This window comes from Amycolatopsis sp. NPDC051903 (assembly GCF_044452505.1).
Lineage (GTDB): Bacteria > Actinomycetota > Actinomycetes > Mycobacteriales > Pseudonocardiaceae > Amycolatopsis.
In genome coordinates, this window is record NZ_JBITBT010000022.1 from 23889 (window position 1) to 40003 (window position 16115).

General features: G+C 72.5%; 16 protein-coding genes. 9 read left to right on the forward strand and 7 right to left on the reverse strand.

Going from position 1 to position 16115, the window contains the following annotated elements:
• Window positions 1–45 precede the first annotated feature (45 nt).
• The 5 genes from ACIA77_RS33680 to ACIA77_RS33700 are packed head-to-tail and all read left to right on the forward strand — an operon-like array spanning window position 46 to window position 4239.
• Entirely contained in the window at window positions 46–798 is a 753-nt protein-coding gene (locus tag ACIA77_RS33680; RefSeq protein WP_395890085.1) for an enoyl-CoA hydratase family protein, read from the forward strand.
• Window positions 795–1658: a CoA transferase subunit A gene (locus tag ACIA77_RS33685; protein ID WP_395890086.1), complete on the forward strand. Its 864-nt coding sequence runs from the start codon at window positions 795–797 to the stop codon at window positions 1656–1658. The genes ACIA77_RS33680 and ACIA77_RS33685 overlap by 4 nt, the downstream gene beginning before the upstream one ends.
• Window positions 1655–2380 (forward strand): CoA-transferase subunit beta, encoded by a 726-nt coding sequence (locus tag ACIA77_RS33690; RefSeq protein ID WP_395890087.1) that lies wholly within the window; start codon window positions 1655–1657, stop codon window positions 2378–2380. The genes ACIA77_RS33685 and ACIA77_RS33690 overlap by 4 nt, the downstream gene beginning before the upstream one ends.
• On the forward strand, window positions 2377–3429 hold the full coding sequence (locus ACIA77_RS33695; protein ID WP_395890088.1) for an NAD(P)H-dependent flavin oxidoreductase: 1053 nt from the start codon (window positions 2377–2379) through the stop codon (window positions 3427–3429). The genes ACIA77_RS33690 and ACIA77_RS33695 overlap by 4 nt, the downstream gene beginning before the upstream one ends.
• 9 nt (window positions 3430–3438) lie before the next feature.
• Window positions 3439–4239, forward strand: coding sequence for an alpha/beta fold hydrolase (locus ACIA77_RS33700; RefSeq protein WP_395890089.1), 801 nt, complete (start codon window positions 3439–3441; stop codon window positions 4237–4239).
• On the opposite strand, the gene ACIA77_RS33705 is transcribed toward ACIA77_RS33700, so the two are convergent.
• The 3 genes from ACIA77_RS33705 to ACIA77_RS33715 form a co-directional block, all read right to left on the reverse strand.
• Window positions 4240–5142, reverse strand: a complete 903-nt coding sequence (locus tag ACIA77_RS33705) for a cytochrome P450 (RefSeq protein WP_395890090.1) — start codon at window positions 5140–5142, stop codon at window positions 4240–4242.
• Entirely contained in the window at window positions 5139–5714 is a 576-nt protein-coding gene (locus ACIA77_RS33710) for a VC0807 family protein (RefSeq protein WP_395890091.1), read from the reverse strand. The genes ACIA77_RS33705 and ACIA77_RS33710 overlap by 4 nt, the downstream gene beginning before the upstream one ends.
• 106 nt (window positions 5715–5820) lie before the next feature.
• Window positions 5821–6996 carry a low temperature requirement protein A gene (locus ACIA77_RS33715; RefSeq protein WP_395890092.1) on the reverse strand — a complete coding sequence of 392 codons (1176 nt, stop codon included), beginning with the start codon at window positions 6994–6996 and terminating at the stop codon, window positions 5821–5823.
• Window positions 6997–7074: 78 nt separating this feature from the next.
• Here ACIA77_RS33715 and ACIA77_RS33720 point away from each other — a divergent pair, with 78 nt between their 5' ends.
• The 4 genes from ACIA77_RS33720 (at window position 7075) to ACIA77_RS33735 (ending at window position 11957) form a co-directional block, all read left to right on the forward strand.
• Window positions 7075–8193, forward strand: a complete 1119-nt coding sequence (locus tag ACIA77_RS33720) for a sensor histidine kinase (RefSeq protein WP_395890093.1) — start codon at window positions 7075–7077, stop codon at window positions 8191–8193.
• Window positions 8178–8834 carry a response regulator gene (locus ACIA77_RS33725; RefSeq protein ID WP_395890094.1) on the forward strand — a complete coding sequence of 219 codons (657 nt, stop codon included), beginning with the start codon at window positions 8178–8180 and terminating at the stop codon, window positions 8832–8834. Before ACIA77_RS33720 ends, ACIA77_RS33725 begins: the two co-directional genes overlap by 16 nt.
• Window positions 8835–8855: 21 nt before the next feature.
• Window positions 8856–9794, forward strand: a complete 939-nt coding sequence (locus ACIA77_RS33730) for a squalene cyclase (RefSeq protein ID WP_395890095.1) — start codon at window positions 8856–8858, stop codon at window positions 9792–9794.
• A gap of 774 nt (window positions 9795–10568) precedes the next feature.
• Window positions 10569–11957, forward strand: a complete 1389-nt coding sequence (locus ACIA77_RS33735; protein ID WP_395890096.1) for a hypothetical protein — start codon at window positions 10569–10571, stop codon at window positions 11955–11957.
• Between the two features lie 3 nt (window positions 11958–11960).
• Here ACIA77_RS33735 and ACIA77_RS33740 read toward each other — a convergent pair whose 3' ends face one another.
• From ACIA77_RS33740 to ACIA77_RS33755, 4 genes are read right to left on the reverse strand one after another with little or no spacing between them, the layout of a single operon-like run.
• Window positions 11961–13163, reverse strand: coding sequence for an amidohydrolase family protein (locus ACIA77_RS33740; protein WP_395890097.1), 1203 nt, complete (start codon window positions 13161–13163; stop codon window positions 11961–11963).
• On the reverse strand, window positions 13160–14593 hold the full coding sequence (locus ACIA77_RS33745; RefSeq protein WP_395890098.1) for a sodium:solute symporter: 1434 nt from the start codon (window positions 14591–14593) through the stop codon (window positions 13160–13162). The genes ACIA77_RS33740 and ACIA77_RS33745 overlap by 4 nt, the downstream gene beginning before the upstream one ends.
• Window positions 14590–14793 carry a hypothetical protein gene (locus ACIA77_RS33750; protein WP_395890099.1) on the reverse strand — a complete coding sequence of 68 codons (204 nt, stop codon included), beginning with the start codon at window positions 14791–14793 and terminating at the stop codon, window positions 14590–14592. The genes ACIA77_RS33745 and ACIA77_RS33750 overlap by 4 nt, the downstream gene beginning before the upstream one ends.
• 4 nt (window positions 14794–14797) lie before the next feature.
• Window positions 14798–15997, reverse strand: a complete 1200-nt coding sequence (locus tag ACIA77_RS33755; protein ID WP_395890100.1) for a M20 family metallopeptidase — start codon at window positions 15995–15997, stop codon at window positions 14798–14800.
• Between the last annotated feature and the right edge of the window lie 118 nt (window positions 15998–16115).

Below are 16115 nucleotides of genomic sequence, written 5' to 3' on the forward strand. Positions count from 1 at the left end.
AACGTACCAAGCAAGTGCTAGGTTTGTAACCCGTCAGAGGTGACCATGACCGTGTCCACGCACTCCCCGGAACCCGGCGTCGCCGTGGTGACGGTCGACGCTCCCCCGGTCAACGCGCTGACGGCGCACGGCTGGTTCGCCCTCGCCGACGCCGTCGCGCAAGCCGGGCGCGATCCCGCCACCCACGTCGTGGTGCTGCGCGCCGAGGGCCGCGGGTTCAACGCGGGCGTCGACATCAAGGAGATCCAGCGCGACCCCGGCCACGACGCGCTCATCGGCGCCAACGAGGGCTGCGCCGCCGCGTTCGCGGCCGTGTACGACTGCGCGGTGCCGGTGATCGCGGCCGTGCAGGGGTTCTGCCTCGGCGGCGGGGTCGGGCTCGCCGGCAACGCCGACATCGTCGTCGCCAGCGAGGACGCCGAGTTCGGCCTGCCCGAAGTGGACCGCGGCGCCCTCGGTGCGGCGACGCACCTCGCGCGGCTCGTCCCCCAGCACCTCATGCGCGCGCTGTACTACACGGCCGAGACGATCTCCGCGAAGCAGTTGCACCACCACGGTTCCGTGTACGCCGTCGTTGCGCGCGAAGACCTCGACGCAACGGCGCGGGAGCTGGCTCGCCGCATCGCCGCGAAGGACCCGCGCGTGATCCGCGCGGCGAAGCAGGCCATCAACGGCATCGACGTGCAGCCCGTGCACCGCAGCTACCGCTTCGAGCAGGGCTTCACCTTCCAGCTCAACCTCGCCGGCGTGTCCGGCGCCGCCCGGCAGAAGTTCCTCGACGGGGAGGGAAAACCGTGACCGACAAGCGGACGACCGCCGACGAGGTGGTCGCCGAACTGCGCGACGGCATGACGATCGGCGTCGGCGGCTGGGGTTCGCGGCGCAAGCCGATGGCGCTCGTGCGCGCGATCCTGCGTTCGCCGCTGACGGACCTCACCGTGGTGTCCTACGGCGGTCCCGACGTGGGCCTGCTCGCCTCGGCCGGCAAGCTGCGGCGGCTGGTGTTCGGGTTCGTCACGCTCGACTCGATCCCGTACGACCCGTGGTTCGGCCGCGCCCGGGAAGCCGGCGCGTTCGCGGTGACAGAGTACGACGAGGGCGTGCTCGGCACCGCGCTTTCGGCTGCGGCGCAACGGCTTTCGTTCCTGCCGACCCGGGCCGGCCTCGGCTCCGACGTCGTCGCGCTCAACCCGCACCTGCGCACGATCCGCTCGCCGTACGCCGGCGAAGAGGAACTGCTCGCCGTGCCCGCGCTGAAGCTCGACGCGGCGCTCGTGCACCTCAACCGCGCCGACGCGCGCGGCAACGCCCAGTACCTCGGTCCCGACCCGTACTTCGACGAGCTGTTCGCCCTGGCCGCCGACCGGTGTTACGTGTCCGCCGAACGCGTGGTCCCCACGGCGGACCTCACCGCCGCCGCCCCCGTGCAGAGCCTGCTGCTGAACCGCGCGAACGTGCACGGCGTCGTCGAAACCCCGCACGGCGCGCACTTCACCAGCGCGGTGCCGGACTACGGCCGCGACGAGAACTTCCAGCGCCACTACGCGAATTCGGCCAAGGATCCGGGAAAGTGGCCCGCGTTCGCCGACCGCTTCCTCTCCGGCGACGAGGCGGCCTACCAACGGGAAGTCGCCCGGTTCGCCGGGGAGGCCGCGTGAGCGACGTGACCCGAGCCGAGTACGCGGTGATCGCGTGCGCCGAACTGTTCCGCGGCGACGGCGAAATCCTCGTCAGCCCCATGGGGTACGTCCCGGCGCTCGGCGCGAAGCTGGCGCGCCTGACGTTCGAACCCGACCTGCTGCTCAGCGACGGCGAAGCGCAGCTGGTCGACCGCGACGGGCGCGTCGAAGGCTGGCAGCCGTTCCGGAAGGTGCTCGACACCGTGGTGCCGCACGGGAAGCGGCACGTGGTGATGGGCGCCAACCAGCTCGACGGCGAGGGCAACCAGAACATCTCCGCCATCGGCCCGCACGCGAAGCCGGCGAAGCAGCTCCTCGGCGTGCGCGGCGGTCCGGGCAACACCGTGAACCACCGCACGAGCTACTGGGTGCCGCGGCACAGCCGGCGCGTGTTCGTGGACCACGTGGACGTGGTGTCCGGCGTCGGCTACCCCCGCGCGCACGCGCTTTCCCTGCCCTACCACGACGTCCACCGCGTCGTGACCAACCTGGGCGTGCTCGACTTCGGCGGCGCCGGCCACGCGCCCCGGCTGCTGCACACCCATCCGGGGGTGTCCGTCGACGAGGTCCTCGCCGCGACGTCGTTCCCGCTCGACACGGCGCACACGCGGCCGACGCGCGAGCCCACCGGCGAAGAGCTGGCGCTGCTGCGCGAGGTGCTGGATCCGAAATCGCTGCGGGACAAGGAAGTCCCGTCGTGAAGACCGCTTTCACGGAGCTCGTCGGCGTGCGCCACCCCGTGGTGCAGACCGGCATGGGCTGGGTCGCGGGCCCGCGCCTGGTGTCCGCGACGGCGGAAGCGGGCGGCCTCGGCATCCTCGCGTCGGCCACCATGACCTACGACGAACTCGCAGCCGCGATCAAGGAAACCAGGAGCCGCACGGTGAACCCGTTCGGCGTCAACCTCCGGGCCGACGCCGAAGACGCCGGCCGGCGCGCCGATCTGCTCATCGCGGAGGGCGTGCGCGTCGCGTCCTTCGCGCTCGCACCGAAGCGTGAGCTCATCACGAAGCTCAAAGACCACGGGATCGTCGTGCTGCCGTCGGTCGGGGCGGCGCGGCACGCGGAGAAGGTGGTGGCGTGGGGCGCCGACGCCGTGGTGGTGCAGGGCGGCGAGGGCGGCGGCCACACCGGCGGCGTCGCGACGACGTTGCTCCTGCCCGCGATCCTCGACGCGGTCAACGTCCCGGTGGTCGCCGCGGGCGGTTTCTTCGACGGCCGCGGGCTGGCGGCCGCGCGGGCCTACGGCGCGGCCGGGATCGCGATGGGCACGAGGTTCCTGCTCACGCGCGAAAGCACCGTGCCCGACGCCGTGAAGCAGCAGTACCTCGACCGCGACCTCGGTGGCACCGTCGTGACGCGCAAGGTCGACGGGATGCCGCACCGCGTGCTGCGCACGGAGCTGGTCGACGCGCTCGAAAAGTCCGGGCCGCTCACCGGGTTCGCGCGCGCCGCCGTGAACGCGGCGCGGTTCCGGCGGCTGTCCGGGCTTTCGTGGGGCGCACTCGTGCGCGAAGGCCTGCGGTTGCGCCACAGCGGCCGCACCCGGGCTCAGGTGCTGATGGCCGCGAACACGCCGATGCTGCTGCGCGCGGGTCTCGTCGACGGCGATCCGGCGGCGGGGGTGCTGGCGTCGGGGCAGGTCGCCGGGCTGCTGCGCGACCTGCCGAGGGTCGCGGACTTGATCGAGGGGATCGTGGCCGACGCGGAGGCGATCCTGCGCCGCCTCGGCGACGGCTGTTGTGCTTGACTTCAAGGCATGATCCCGGAAAGCCGCTGCCCGGTCGCGGAGGGCGAGCTCGCCGTCCGCGTCGGCGGCGAGGGCCCGATGCTGCTGCTCATCCCCGGCGGGACCGGGGGCGCCGACGCGTACCGCGCGCTCACGAAGCAGCTGCAAGCGGATCACACCGTGGTCACCTACGACCGCCGCGGCCACTTCGCCAGCACCGACACGACCGCGGGCCCGGTGCCCGTTTCGCTGCAGGCGGACGACGCGCTGGCGGTGCTCGACCACGTCGGCGCCGGGTCGATCCCTGTGTTCGGCACCAGCGCCGGGGCGCTCATCGGCCTCGACCTCGTGGCGCGCCACCCCGGCCGCGTGTCCGTGCTCGTCGCGCACGAACCGCCGGCCGTGCAGCTGATGCCCGACGCCACCGGCTGGCTCGAAGCCGCGCACGAACAGGTGCGGCTGGCCCGTTCGGGCGACCTCATGGGCGCCGTGACGCGCTTCTCCGACGGGATCGCGGGCGCCGCGCTGCCCGACCTGCCCCACCTGCGGCTCCCCCACGAAGCCGACTGGCTGCGGCTGTTCGACCGCGAGCTCGCCGAGTTCTTCGACTACCTGCCCGACCTGCGCGCGCTGCGGCGAGCGAGCACCGAGATCGTGCCCGTGGCCGGCGAAGGCAGCCGCGGCCGTTACCACTACCAGCCGGCGAAGATCCTCGCGCTCGAGCTGGGCCTGCCGTTCGCCGAAGTGCCCGGCGCGCACCTCGCGCCGCAGCGCAACGCGCCGAAGTTCGCCGCGGCGCTGCGTGAGCTCCTGTCGTCGGTCACCGACTGATCACCACGTGACCGGCAGCCGCGCGAACTCCGTGTGGCTGACGTCGACCCGCCGCTCCAGCTCACCGGGCGGGACGGCGAGGCGGATCCCGGGCAGGACGCGGGGCAGCGCGGTGAAGACCGCCCGCAGCTCCAGCCGGGCCAGCGGCGCCCCGAGGCAGTGGTGCGGACCGTGCCCGAACGCGAGATGGCCGCGCGCGTCGCGGCGGATGTCGAACGCGGCGGGGTTCTCGAACACGGTCTCGTCGAGGTTGGCCCGCACCGCGCTCAGCAGCACGAGGTCACCGGTGCGCACGGTGTGGCCGCCGGTCTCGAAGCAGGCGCTCGCGCGGCGCGGGCGGCCGCCGGTGAGCGGGGACTTCAGCGGCAGCCGCAGGATCTCCTCGACGGCGCCCGGCACGAGCGCCGGGTCCGCCCACAGCGCGGCCCGCTGGTCCGGGTGCGTGTCGAGCAGCACGAGGCCCTTGTCGATCGCCGTCGTGGTGGTGACGTGGCCCGCGTACAGCAGGATTTTCGCGTGGCGGGCGGCTTCTTCGGGTGTGACCTCGCGGACGAGTTCGGACAGCACGTCGTCCGCGGGGTGCGCGCGCTTGAAGCGGGCGACCTCGGTGAGGTCCTCGCCGGGCGGGGTGCCGAGGAGCCGGCGGATCACCAGGTCCGGGAACGGAGCGGAGAAGGCCGCGTGGAAGTCGACCGGCGGGGTCAGCTCCGCGAGCAGCCGGTGCGCGAGCGCGTCGATCTCGGGTTCGAGGCCCGCCATGCGCCGGACGGAGAACGCGCCGGTCAGCAGGCGCCGCATCCGGCGGTGCTCGGCGGGGTCGCGCGCGGGCAGCGGTTCGAGGAGCGGCTCGGCGAAGAGCCGCTTGACCTCGGCGTGCCCGGTGACTACCCACGGCTCGCTCACGCCGCACGCAGCCGGTTGCGGTAACCCAGCACGGCCAGCAGCCCGACGGCGATCACGGCCCAGCCGACGGGCCGGCCGACGGCGACGAACGTCGTGGTCGGCAGCCAGATCGCCAGCACCAGCAGCACCCCCGCGTGCACGGTGAGCAGGCCACCGACGAGCCCCGTCATCACCGTGATGCCCTTCCGCTGCTCGGGCGCGGCCTCCCGGCCGGTGAAGCGGTGCACCAGGAGCAGCACCGGCTTCCCGATCAACGCCGACCCGAGCAGCACGAGCCCGACCGGGCCGGTGAACACCGCTTCCTGCAGTTTCAGCACCAGTTCACTGCCGCCGGTGAGCGCCAGCACGATCAGCATCACCACGAACCCGGCGACAGCCACGACGCCGATCGGGTCCACCCGGCGTCGCACCGCGAAGCCGCCGACGGTCACCAGCAGCGGGATCGCCGCCGAGATCGCCAGCGCCACCACCTCGCTCCCGACGACGGGTTTGAGCAGCAGGTACACCACCAGCGGCACCACGACGTTCCCCACGAGGCTCGGCACCAGCCGGCGCAGCAGTTCGGGTTTCACAGCAAGCCCTCCCGTTCGGTGAAGCGGACCCGCTCAGCGTGGCCGCGACGAGGGAGCTTCCGCGTCGGCGCCAGGGTGGGACTTGCGCGTGCACCCTGGGGTGGAGTCAGGCGGTCTTGGTCTCCGCCCGGCGCAGGAGCCCGGCGCCGGCCGCGGCGATCAGCAGCCACACGAACCCGGCGGGTGCCAGCGAGTCGCCCGCCAGACCGAGAGCCGCCGGGATGACCAGGCCCGGCACGAGCGTCACCAGCGCCCACCGCACCCCGCGGCCCGCGGCGAAGCCGGCGAGGGACCCGATCACCGCGAACGCGGCGACGCAGCCGCAGAGCAGCCAGCGGGTCCCGGTGGCCACGTGGCCGTGGTCGACGGACTCGACGGCGTCGCCGAGCCCACCCGCGAAGACGGCCAGGAGCCCGGCCACCAGGCAGTGCAGCGGCAGCAGCAGGCGGGGGCCGAGTACGTCCGCGGCGAGGTACGGGATCCCGCCGAAGCCCCGGTTCAGCGCGGTGCCCCAGAGCGTGGCGAGCAGCGCCAGTGCGGCGATCACCGTCCAGTACAGCCGCGCGTTCCATTCAGGGGTCGAGGCCATCGCGTCGGTGACCGTGAGGACCCCTTCGCCGAGCACGATGATCGTGAACAGGCCCAGGCGCTCACCGAAGTGGACGGTGTCGAGGCGGGCGAGCGTCGGGCGCTGGACCGGACCTTCGCGGGTGGCCATCCGCGCGGTCAGGTTGGCGACGAGCCGATCGCCCGAAACGGCGAACGTGATGACCAGGTCGAGCGCCAGCCCGAGCGCCCACAGGCCGTAGCGCCACGGGCTCTCGACCCAGAAGGACACGAACCACGGCACGACGCCGAACCCCAGCTGCGCCACCGGCCAGTCCACGACGATCCGCACCCCGCCGCGGCGGTTCTCCCACACGCGGTCGGCCAGCACACGCACGCCGATGTAGGCGCCGGCGAACACCTTCGCGTGCTCCCCCTGGATGTCCGGAACCGACGCGGCCATGAAGGCCAGGCCCACCATCGCGAGCAGCACCGGGAGCGTCCGCGCGGCGCCCTTCGCGACGTTGCCGTAGACCGTGAAGCACATCCACGCCGTCCAGAACGCGAGGAAACACACCACGTACAGCCCGACGTCACCCCACGAAGTGCTGCCGTGCACCAGGTGCGCCAGCTGCGCGACGCCGGCGACCGCCACCAGGTCGAAGAAGAGCTCGAGCCAGGACGCGTGCCGTTCTTCCCCGGTCGTGGGCGTTTCAGTTGTGGGTGTTTCGGTCATGGCCGCCAGTATGGCCTCCGGCTGATCTACACCCGGGGGTTGACGACCGGCGCGTTTTCCGCGGCTACCGTCGATCGGGTGGCCGAACCCCTCGCGAGCGAGCACCGGTGGCGCCGTCCCGTGGCGGTGCTCGTCCTGGCGCTGCTGACGTGGCTCGCGGCCCAGACCGAACCGCGCCCGGCGCTGCACGGCCCCGGGCTCGGCGTGCTGCTCGGCCTGCTGGGCCTGCTGCTCGGCGGCGCGGTGCTCGTCGTCCCGCAGCGGCGCCTGCCGGTGCCGGCGGAGGTGGCGCTGTTCGTGCTCGTGCTGGGCAGTTCGCTGACGCTCGTGTGGCTCGAGCCCAACGGCACCGGGTTCTTCGGCGGTTTCCTGCTGGCGGGCACGGCTTCGGGGCGGATGAGCGCGCGGGCCGGGGCGGTGGTCACCGGGCTCGGGGTGGCGGCGCTCGTCGGGGCGAGCCTGTTCGGCGCGCCGCACGCGGTGGTGCCGACCGCGCTCAGCGCGCTCGGCATGCTGGCGTTCTACCGGCTCGGCCTCTACACCCGGAAGCTCCGGGAACGCACGGAGGAGCTGGAGCAGACCCGTGCGGCCCAGGTCCGCGCGGCCGCGCTCGCCGAGCGGCAGCGGCTCGCGCGCGAGATGCACGACGTGCTCGCCCATTCGCTGTCCGGGCTCCTGCTGCACCTCGAAGGCGCCCGCCTGCTGTCCGTCCACAGTGGAGCCGATCCGCGGCTGACCGACGCCGTCGAGCGTGCGCACCAGCTGGCGCAGAGCGGGCTCGGCGAGGCGCGCCAGGCGATCGGCGCGCTGCGCGGCGAGGACCTGCCGGGCCCGGAGCGGCTGCCGGTGCTGGCCGCCGAGTTCGAACGCGACACCGGGATCCCGTGCGGGCTCGTCGTGAGCGGCTCGGCGCCGGAGCTCGCGGCGCAGACGCGGCTGACGCTGTACCGGGTCGCGCAGGAGGCGCTGACGAACGTGCGCAAACACGCGAAAGCCGACCGCGTCGACCTGCGGCTGACGTACGAGCCGGGCGGCACGCTGCTCACCGTCGAGGACCTCGGCCGGCCGGGCACCGCGCCCGGCGACCACGGCTACGGGGTGAGCGGCATGCGGGAACGCGCCGAGCTGCTGGGTGGCCGGCTCGACGCCGCGCCGACCGGCACGGGGTTCCGGGTGAGCCTGTGGGCCCCGGCGTGATCCGCGTGCTGGTGGCCGACGACCAGCGCGTCGTCCGCGACGGCCTGTCGATGCTGCTCGGGCTGCTGCCGGGCGTCGAGATCGTCGGCACGGCTGCCGACGGCGACCAGGCGGCCGAGCTGGCGGGTGAGCTCAAACCGGACGTCGTGCTGATGGACCTGCGCATGCCCCGCTGCGACGGCATCGAGGCCACGCGCCGCATCCGCAGCCACGACCGCGAGGTGCAGGTCATCGCGCTGACCACGTACGCCGACGACCGGTCCGTGCTCGACGCGCTGCAGGCCGGCGCCCGCGGTTACCTCACGAAGGACGCCGGTTCCGAAGAGATCCGCCGCGCGCTGAGCCAGGTGACGCGCGGCGCGGCGGTGATCGATCCGGCGGTGCAGCACCACCTCGTCGACGCGCTGACCTCCGGGGCGCCGCGCCCGGCGTCGCCCGCGCCAGACAGCCTGACTCCGCGCGAGGTCGACGTGCTCACCCTGATCGCCGACGGTCTGTCCAACACCGAGATCGCACAGCGGCTCTTCGTCGCGGAAGCGACGGTGAAGAGCCACATCAACCGGATCCTCGGCAAGATCGGCGCGCGCGACCGGGCGCAGGCGGTCGGCTACGCGTACCGCCACGGGCTGACTTCCGGGTGAGGACCGCCGTAGAGTCGGCCCATGGCTGAGCTCCTGGCGTGGTTGCTCGACAGCGATCCGGCCCTGCGCTGGCAAGTCGAACGCGACTTGGCCGGCGAACCTCCGGAGGTGTGGGAAGCGACGCGCGCCCGCGTCGCCACCGAAGGCTTCGGCGCGCGGCTGCTCGCGCTGCAGGACCCGGACGGCCAGTGGGCGGGCGGCACGTTCTTCCCCGCCGGGTTCCAAGGTTCGCCCGAAGACGGCCAGCCGTGGACCGCGACCACGTGGTCGCTCAACGCGCTGCGCGACTGGGGGGTCGACGCGTCCGTGCTGCGCGGCACGGCCGAACTGCTCGAAGCCAACAGCCGCTGGGAGTACGACGACCTCCCGTACTGGGGCGGCGAGGTCGACTGCTGCATCAACTCCTGGACCCTGTCCAACGGCCTGTGGCTGGGCGCGGACGTCGCCGGCATCGCCACGTGGTTCGCCGAGCACCGCCTGCCCGACGGCGGCTGGAACTGCGAGTGGGTCGAGGGCTCGACACGATCGTCGGTCCACTCGACCCTCAACGCCCTGAAGGGCCTGCTCGCCTGCCCCGGGGCCGACGTCCTGGCCGCCCGCCGCTCCGGCGAGGAGTACCTGCTGCGCCGCGGCCTCTTCCGGCGCCTGTCGACCGGCGAACCGGTGGCGCCGTGGGTTTCGCGGTTCAGCTACCCGTTCCGCTGGTTCTACGACGTCCTCAACGCCGCGGACTACTTCCGCACCGCCGCCCTCCTCGACGGCTCCGCCCCCGACCCCCGCATGGCGGACGCCATCGGCCTCATCCGCGCCGCCCGCCGACCCGACGGCACGTGGCTGCAGGCCCGCCGCCACCCCGGCCAGGTGTGGTTCGAGATCGACGCCCCGGCCGGGCAACCGTCGAAGTGGCTCACCTTCCACGCCACCCGCGTCCTCGACTGGTGGGACTCGGCGCAGGTCTGAACCCCCTTCGGGCAGGACTCGTTCCTCGCGGTGCCGACGAGACCAGAGCGCTCCCGACCTGACCAGAGCGGTTGCGTGCAGTCCGCGCCGGAAGACAAACCCCCGCCCTCCCGGGGCAGGGTTCCGGCAAAGTCTTGGGACTGGTCGTGGGGTGGGCACGGCCTCCGGCGATCATGTGATTGCCGAAGTCCCATGACCCCGGTTGCCTGACGTTGACGGCGACCGGGGGTGGGTCGCCGACCTGCGGCAGTACCTCTCCAAAGTGGCCGATCCGCGGCATCGACGGAGTACACACCCGCGGCGCCTACGTGTTCATCTTCAAAGAAAACCAGCACCGCCCCCACCGGCTGCCCGACACCCTGCCCTGGCACGAGATCCCCAGCCACGTCACCGAAAACCGTGGACACGGCTGCACCAAACACCGCACCACCCGACTCGCACTCCTGGACGATTTCCGCGTCTCCCCTATGGGCATTCCCAGACTTCGCGGAGCCGTGAGTCACCTCCGGAGCACCGTTCGCGGATCCCCACCAGACCAGCAGCGATCGGAGGCGAAGAACGCCACCCGACCGAGCGGACCACCCCGCCACGACCCATTCACAGCCCAAGCACCCGCCGCGCTCGGCTCTCCCCCGGATCCCGAACTCGCCGCGAAGGCACCCGACACCGTCGCAAGGCGCCGAAGCACCGTTCACTCGCCCGAGTGGACGAGCCTGCCACGGCGGGCGCGGCGGTGTAGGCCTGAGGTCAAGCCGCCGCCGAACGGAGTAACGCATGAAGCTGGGTCGGGCGCTCGCGCTGGCCGTCGTCCTCGTCGTCCCGCTCGCTGTGCCCGCGGGGGCCGAACCGCCGGGCCCCGAGACCGCCCGGGTGGCGCAGGCAGTGCGCGCCGGGACGCTCGGGCAGGACCACAGCGTGGCCGACGCGTGCACCGGTGTCCTGCAGGGACACCAGGTCGACCTCGGCTGCCTTACGAACCTGGTCACCCAGGACACCTCCGCGCACGATCCCCTCACCACGCCCGCCCCGGCCGGGTTCTCGCCGCAGGAGCTCGCGAGCGCCTTCCACCTCCCCGGCCCGAACTCCGGCGCGAGCGGCCTGGTCACGATCGTCGGCGTCGGCGCGTACCCCACGTTGGAGAGCGACCTCCAGACCTACCGCAGCCAGTTCGGCCTCCCGCCGTGCACCACCGCCGGCGGCTGCCTCAAGATCACCGATTACCACGGCGGCCCACCGCTCAAGCCGCAGAAGGCGTTGGCGCAGATCGAAGAGGCCTACGCCACCGAGACGGCGCTCGACGTCGACCTCGCGTCGGCCGCGTGCCCGAAGTGCCGCATCGCCATGGTCCAGATCCCGATGGACGTCTCGCGCCTGCTCAACGCCGTGCTGCTGCAACAGCCCGGTGAACTCGCCGACGACTTCGGCACCGCGGTGAGCTACGCGGCGAGCCTGCACTCCAGCGCGGTCAGCATGAGCTACGGCGTGCCCACCGGCGTGCAGGGCAGCTACCTCGGCACCGGCGCCCCGGCGCAGGCGCTGCACCACCCCGGCATGGCCGTCGTCGCCGCGTCCGGGGACAAGGGTTTCCTCGGCGGCTCGCAGCTGTGGCCGCAGGAGCTGCCGTGGGTGACGTCGGTCGGCGGGACGTCGCTGAGCGGCAGCAGCGGATCGTTCGTCCAGAAGGCGTGGGGCAGCCTGTTCACCCCGCACGGCGAACAGCAGCGCTGGGTCGGCGCCGGCAGCGGCTGCGCGCTCGACCTCGGGCCGGCGCAGGGCCAGCCCGCTGCGATCGCCGGCAACTGCTCGGGCCACCGCGCCGGATCCGACGTCTCCGCCGTCGCCGACCCGCTCACGGGTGTCGCCATCTACCGTTCCTACGCCCCGAACGGCGGCAAATCGGGCTGGCTCGTCGCCGGCGGCACGAGCGCGGCGTCGCCGTTCATCGCGGGCCTCTACGCCCGCGGCGGCCGACTGTCCGGTGTGGACGGTCCCAACACGTTGTACCGAGCCCCGAACGGCACCATCGCCGACGTGTCCGGCGGCTCCAACGCGCAGCACGGCGCCGCGGACTGCGCGCAGTTCAAGCCCGTGCTGTGCACGGCGGGACCCGGGTGGGACGGCCCGACCGGCCTCGGCGTGCCGGTCGGGCTCGGTGCGTTCTAGCGGTCAGACCGCGCGCACCCCGTCCTGCCACACCTCCCGCACGTTGCCGGCCAGCCCGCCGAAGTCGTACGCGTCCCCGGCGACCACCACGACGTCGGCGCGGTAGCCGGGCGCGAGCCGGCCCAGTTCGCCGTCGAGCCCGAGCAGCCGCGCGGCCGACGACGTCGTCGCCGCCAGCACGTCGGCGGGGCTCATGCCGCACGAGTGCATGAGCTCCAGCTCCTCCAGGTTCGTCCCGTGTGGACCGACCCCGCTGTCCGTGCCCATGGCGACCCGCACCCCCGCCGCCACGGCCCGGCGGACGGAGTCGGCGTGCACCTCGGCGACCTCCTTGGCCTTCTGCACCACGGCATCCGGCAGCGACGCACCCGCCGCCGCCGCGCGGATCACGTTCACCGGAGCCACGAGCGTCGGCACGAGCCAGGTGCCGCGCGCCAGCATCAGCTCGATGGCTTCGTCGTCGAGGTAGATGCCGTGCTCGATGGAGCGGATGCCGGCGCGCACGGCGTTCTTGATGCCCTCGGCGCCCTGCGCGTGGGCCATCACCGCGCGCCCCTGCATCTGCGCCTCCGTGACGAGCACGTCGAGCTCCTCCAGCGTGAACTGCGAGTGCCGCGGGTCGTCGCGCGGCGAGAGCACACCGCCGGTGGTGCAGACCTTGAGCACGTCGGCGCCCGCGCGCAGCAGCGTCCGCGCGACGCGGCGCATCTCGTCGGGTCCGTCGGCCCGCGCGTCGGGCCGGCCGGGGTGGGGCAGCGACAGCGGAACGCAGTGGCCCGAAGGCATCCAGCCGTCACCGTGCCCGCCGGTGGGGCTGATCAGGCCGATGGCGATCTGCAGCCGTGGCCCCGGGATGAGCCCGTCGTCCACCGCCTGCTTGATGCCGAGATCGGCGCCGGCGGCGTCGCGCACGGTCGTGATGCCGAGCTTGAGCGTGGTCCACAGGTTCCGCGCCGCCTCGTAGAACTGGTACGAGAACGGCTTCTGCACACGGGGCAGCAGTCCGAGGTCCGAGACGGTCACGTGCACGTGGCAGTCGAACAGCCCGGGCAGCAGGGTCGCGCCCGCGCAGTCGACGGCGCGGTCGCCGTCGAGGCCGGTGCCGACCTCGACGATCACCCCGTCTTCGATCACCACGTCGGCTTCGGCGGGTTCGCTGCCGGTGCCGTCGAACACCTTGCCGCCGGTGAACACCGTGCGGGTCATACCGGTTCTCCTGTCTTCACGGGAACTCCGGGCCGCGTCACGGCCCGTTCGACCAGCGTCGCCACGGCGAGCACCACGACGTTGGCCGCGAGCCCGATGAGGCCGACGTTCACGGTGCCGGCGAACTTCGTGTCGAAGAAGGTCAGCCAGACCACCACGATCTCCCCGGCGATGAGCCCGGCCAGCACCGGGCCCTTGCCCACGGGCACCCTCTTGAGGAAGCCCAGCAGGTTGGCCGGCGCGAGCTGCACCGAGCCGGAGTAGGTGAGCAGCAGCAGGTTCGCGAGCAAGTCGGGCCGGAAGATGCCGAGCACCAGCGCCAGCGCGCTCGCGAGCACGACCGTGCCGTGGTTGATCCAGAACTGCTTGCGCTCCCCGCGCACCCGCGCGATGTTGCGGGCCACGAGCGACGAGATGCCGATGAGGATGCCCGCCGCGGGCACCATCGCGGTGGCCGTCGCCGCGACGACCACGAGGCCGGTGACCCAGCCCGGCAGCGCGTCCTTGCTCAGCGTCAGCAGGACGCCGTTGGGATCGCTGCCCTTGCGCACCACGAGGATCGCCGCGAACCCGATGATCACCGGGAGCAGCAGGCACAGCTCGTAGATCGGCATCCACGTGTAGTTGCGCCGCAGCACCTTCGGGTCGCGGGCGGCCATCAGCGCGGGCCACGAGTGCGGCAGCGTCATCAGGCCGACGCCGATCGCGCTCACGAGCATGCTGGTGATGAACCACGTGTGGTCATTGGTGCCGGCGTGGATGAACAGCTTCTCCGGGTGCAGCTGCTCGATCTTGCGGAACACCCCGGACACGCCGCCGGCGAAGTGTGCGGGCACCGCGATGATCAGCACCACGAGGACGATGAGCATGATCGCGTCCTTGAAGTACGACGTCGCGGCCACTCCGCGCAGCCCGGCCCACAGCACGAACGCGACGATCAGCAGGCTGCCCACGACCATGCTCAGGTTGCCCGACGCCGTGTCGCCCGTGACGAGGCGGACGATCAGGCCCAGGCCGGTGATCTGCAGCTGCAGGTAGGGCAGCACGAAGATCACGCCGAGCACGGCCGAGAGCGTGCCGAGGAACTTGCTGGAGAAGCGGTCTTCGAGGAAATCGCCCTGCGTGAGGTAACCGCGCTCCTTGCCCATCCGCCACAGGCGTTTGGCCAGGAAGAACAGGACCACGTAGGCGATGGGCACGTACGGCAGCGCGTACATCGCCGCGACGCCGCCGGAGAACGCGAGCCCGGCCATGCCCAGGAAGGTGAAGGTGGTGAACACCTCGCCGGCCTGGAGGAACCACATCGTCAGCGCGCCGAACTTGCGGCCGCCGACGGTCCACTCGCTCAGGTCGGCCGCGGGCTTGCGGCGGCCGACGAACCCGAGCACACCGATGAGGACGATGCCGACGAGCGTGAAGGTGAGGATCATTCGTCGTCCCCCGCTCCGACGCGCGCCATCATGCGTTCGCTCAGCAGGAGGGCGGGGGTGAACATGAGGCACCAGAACGCGCCCCACACCAGCATCTTCGGCAGGCCGAGCCACAGCCCGGTGGAGTTGACGAACGGCAGGAACGGCATGAGGACCAGCGCGATCACGGGGATGATCGGCGGGAGGTGGTAGCTGCGCATGTGATCACGCTGCCAGGACCGCGAGCTGTCGGCACGCCAGCTCGGCGAGCAGGGTGGAGCCGTCGGCGAGCACGGAGTCGTCGAACGCGGCGCGCGGCGAGTGGTTGTTGGGCGCGGTGGCCGGGTCGTCCGAGCGCGACGCGCCGAGGAACACGAACGCGCCGGGCACCTTCGCGAGCACCCGCGAGAAGTCCTCGGAGCCCGTCATCGGCTGCGGCAGCAGAGCGAACCGCTCTTCGCCGAACACGTCGCGGACGGTGTCGGCGATGAACTCGTGGCCGGACTCGTGGTTCACGGTCACGGGGTACTCGGCGTCGTAGGTGATGTCGACGTCGACGCCGTGCGCGGCGGCGATGCCCTCGCACGCGCGGACGACCTGCGTGCGGATGCGTTCGCGGACCTCCGGGTCGAACGAGCGGACGGTCGCCTCGAACACGGCGTCGTCCGGGATCACGTTGCGGCGCGTGCCGGCGTGGAAACTGCCGACGGTGAGCACGACCGGTTCGAACGCGCCGAAGCCGCGGGTCATGCGCGTCTGGAGCGCGGTGACCATCTCGCACGCGGCCGGGATCGGGTCGCGGGACAGCTCGGGCGCCGAACCGTGGCCACCAGCACCGACGACACGCACCTTCACCGCGTCGGACGCCGCCATCAGCGGCCCGGGCCGGCAGGTGAACACGCCGCGCGCGTGGCGCGAAGACGAGACGTGCAGCCCGTAGGCGGCGTCGACCTGGCGCCCGGCCGCTGTGAGCACGCCCTCGTCGATCATGTAACTCGCGCCGTCGCAGCCCTCTTCGCCGGGCTGGAACATGAAGACGACGTCGCCGGCCAGGCGGTCGCGGCGGGAGACGAGCAGCTGGGCGGCGCCGACGAGTCCGGCCGTGTGCAGGTCGTGGCCACAGGCGTGCATCGCGCCGTCGATCTCGGACGAGAACTCCTCGCCGGACGCTTCGGTGACCGGCAGGGCGTCCATGTCGCCGCGCAGCAGCACGGTGCCGCCGGGTCCGCCCCCGCCGCGCAGCACGGCGGTGACGGAGGACAAGTCCCGGCCGAGCGTGAGCTCGAGGCCGAGGCCGTCGAGGGCCTGCAGCACCTTCTCCTGCGTGCGTGGCAGGTCGAGGCCGATTTCGGGGGTGCGGTGGAGGGCGCGGCGCAACGCGACCAGGTCGGGGCGGAGCGCTGCGGCGTCGGAGCGCAAGGACATGGGTCTCCTTCGCTGGAACATCGACATATGCTGGCCCGACGATGATGCGAGTGTCGAACGCTCCTGCCGGTCAGATCGCAGGAATCCGCCAGATCGACGCTGCCGGAGCGAAGGATCG

Bases quoted from the DNA above. Each gene is read 5' to 3' on its own strand.
- ACIA77_RS33680 (WP_395890085.1), top strand. From the start codon at position 46: ATGACCGTGTCCACGCACTCCCCGGAACCCGGCGTCGCCGTGGTGACG.
- ACIA77_RS33700 (WP_395890089.1), top strand. From the start codon at position 3,439: ATGATCCCGGAAAGCCGCTGCCCGGTCGCGGAGGGCGAGCTCGCCGTC.
- ACIA77_RS33715 (WP_395890092.1), bottom strand. From the start codon at position 6,996: ATGACCGAAACACCCACAACTGAAACGCCCACGACCGGGGAAGAACGG.
- ACIA77_RS33730 (WP_395890095.1), top strand. From the start codon at position 8,856: ATGGCTGAGCTCCTGGCGTGGTTGCTCGACAGCGATCCGGCCCTGCGC.
- ACIA77_RS33735 (WP_395890096.1), top strand. From the start codon at position 10,569: ATGAAGCTGGGTCGGGCGCTCGCGCTGGCCGTCGTCCTCGTCGTCCCG.
- ACIA77_RS33740 (WP_395890097.1), bottom strand. From the start codon at position 13,163: ATGACCCGCACGGTGTTCACCGGCGGCAAGGTGTTCGACGGCACCGGC.
- ACIA77_RS33745 (WP_395890098.1), bottom strand. From the start codon at position 14,593: ATGATCCTCACCTTCACGCTCGTCGGCATCGTCCTCATCGGTGTGCTC.
- ACIA77_RS33750 (WP_395890099.1), bottom strand. From the start codon at position 14,793: ATGCGCAGCTACCACCTCCCGCCGATCATCCCCGTGATCGCGCTGGTC.
- ACIA77_RS33755 (WP_395890100.1), bottom strand. From the start codon at position 15,997: ATGTCCTTGCGCTCCGACGCCGCAGCGCTCCGCCCCGACCTGGTCGCG.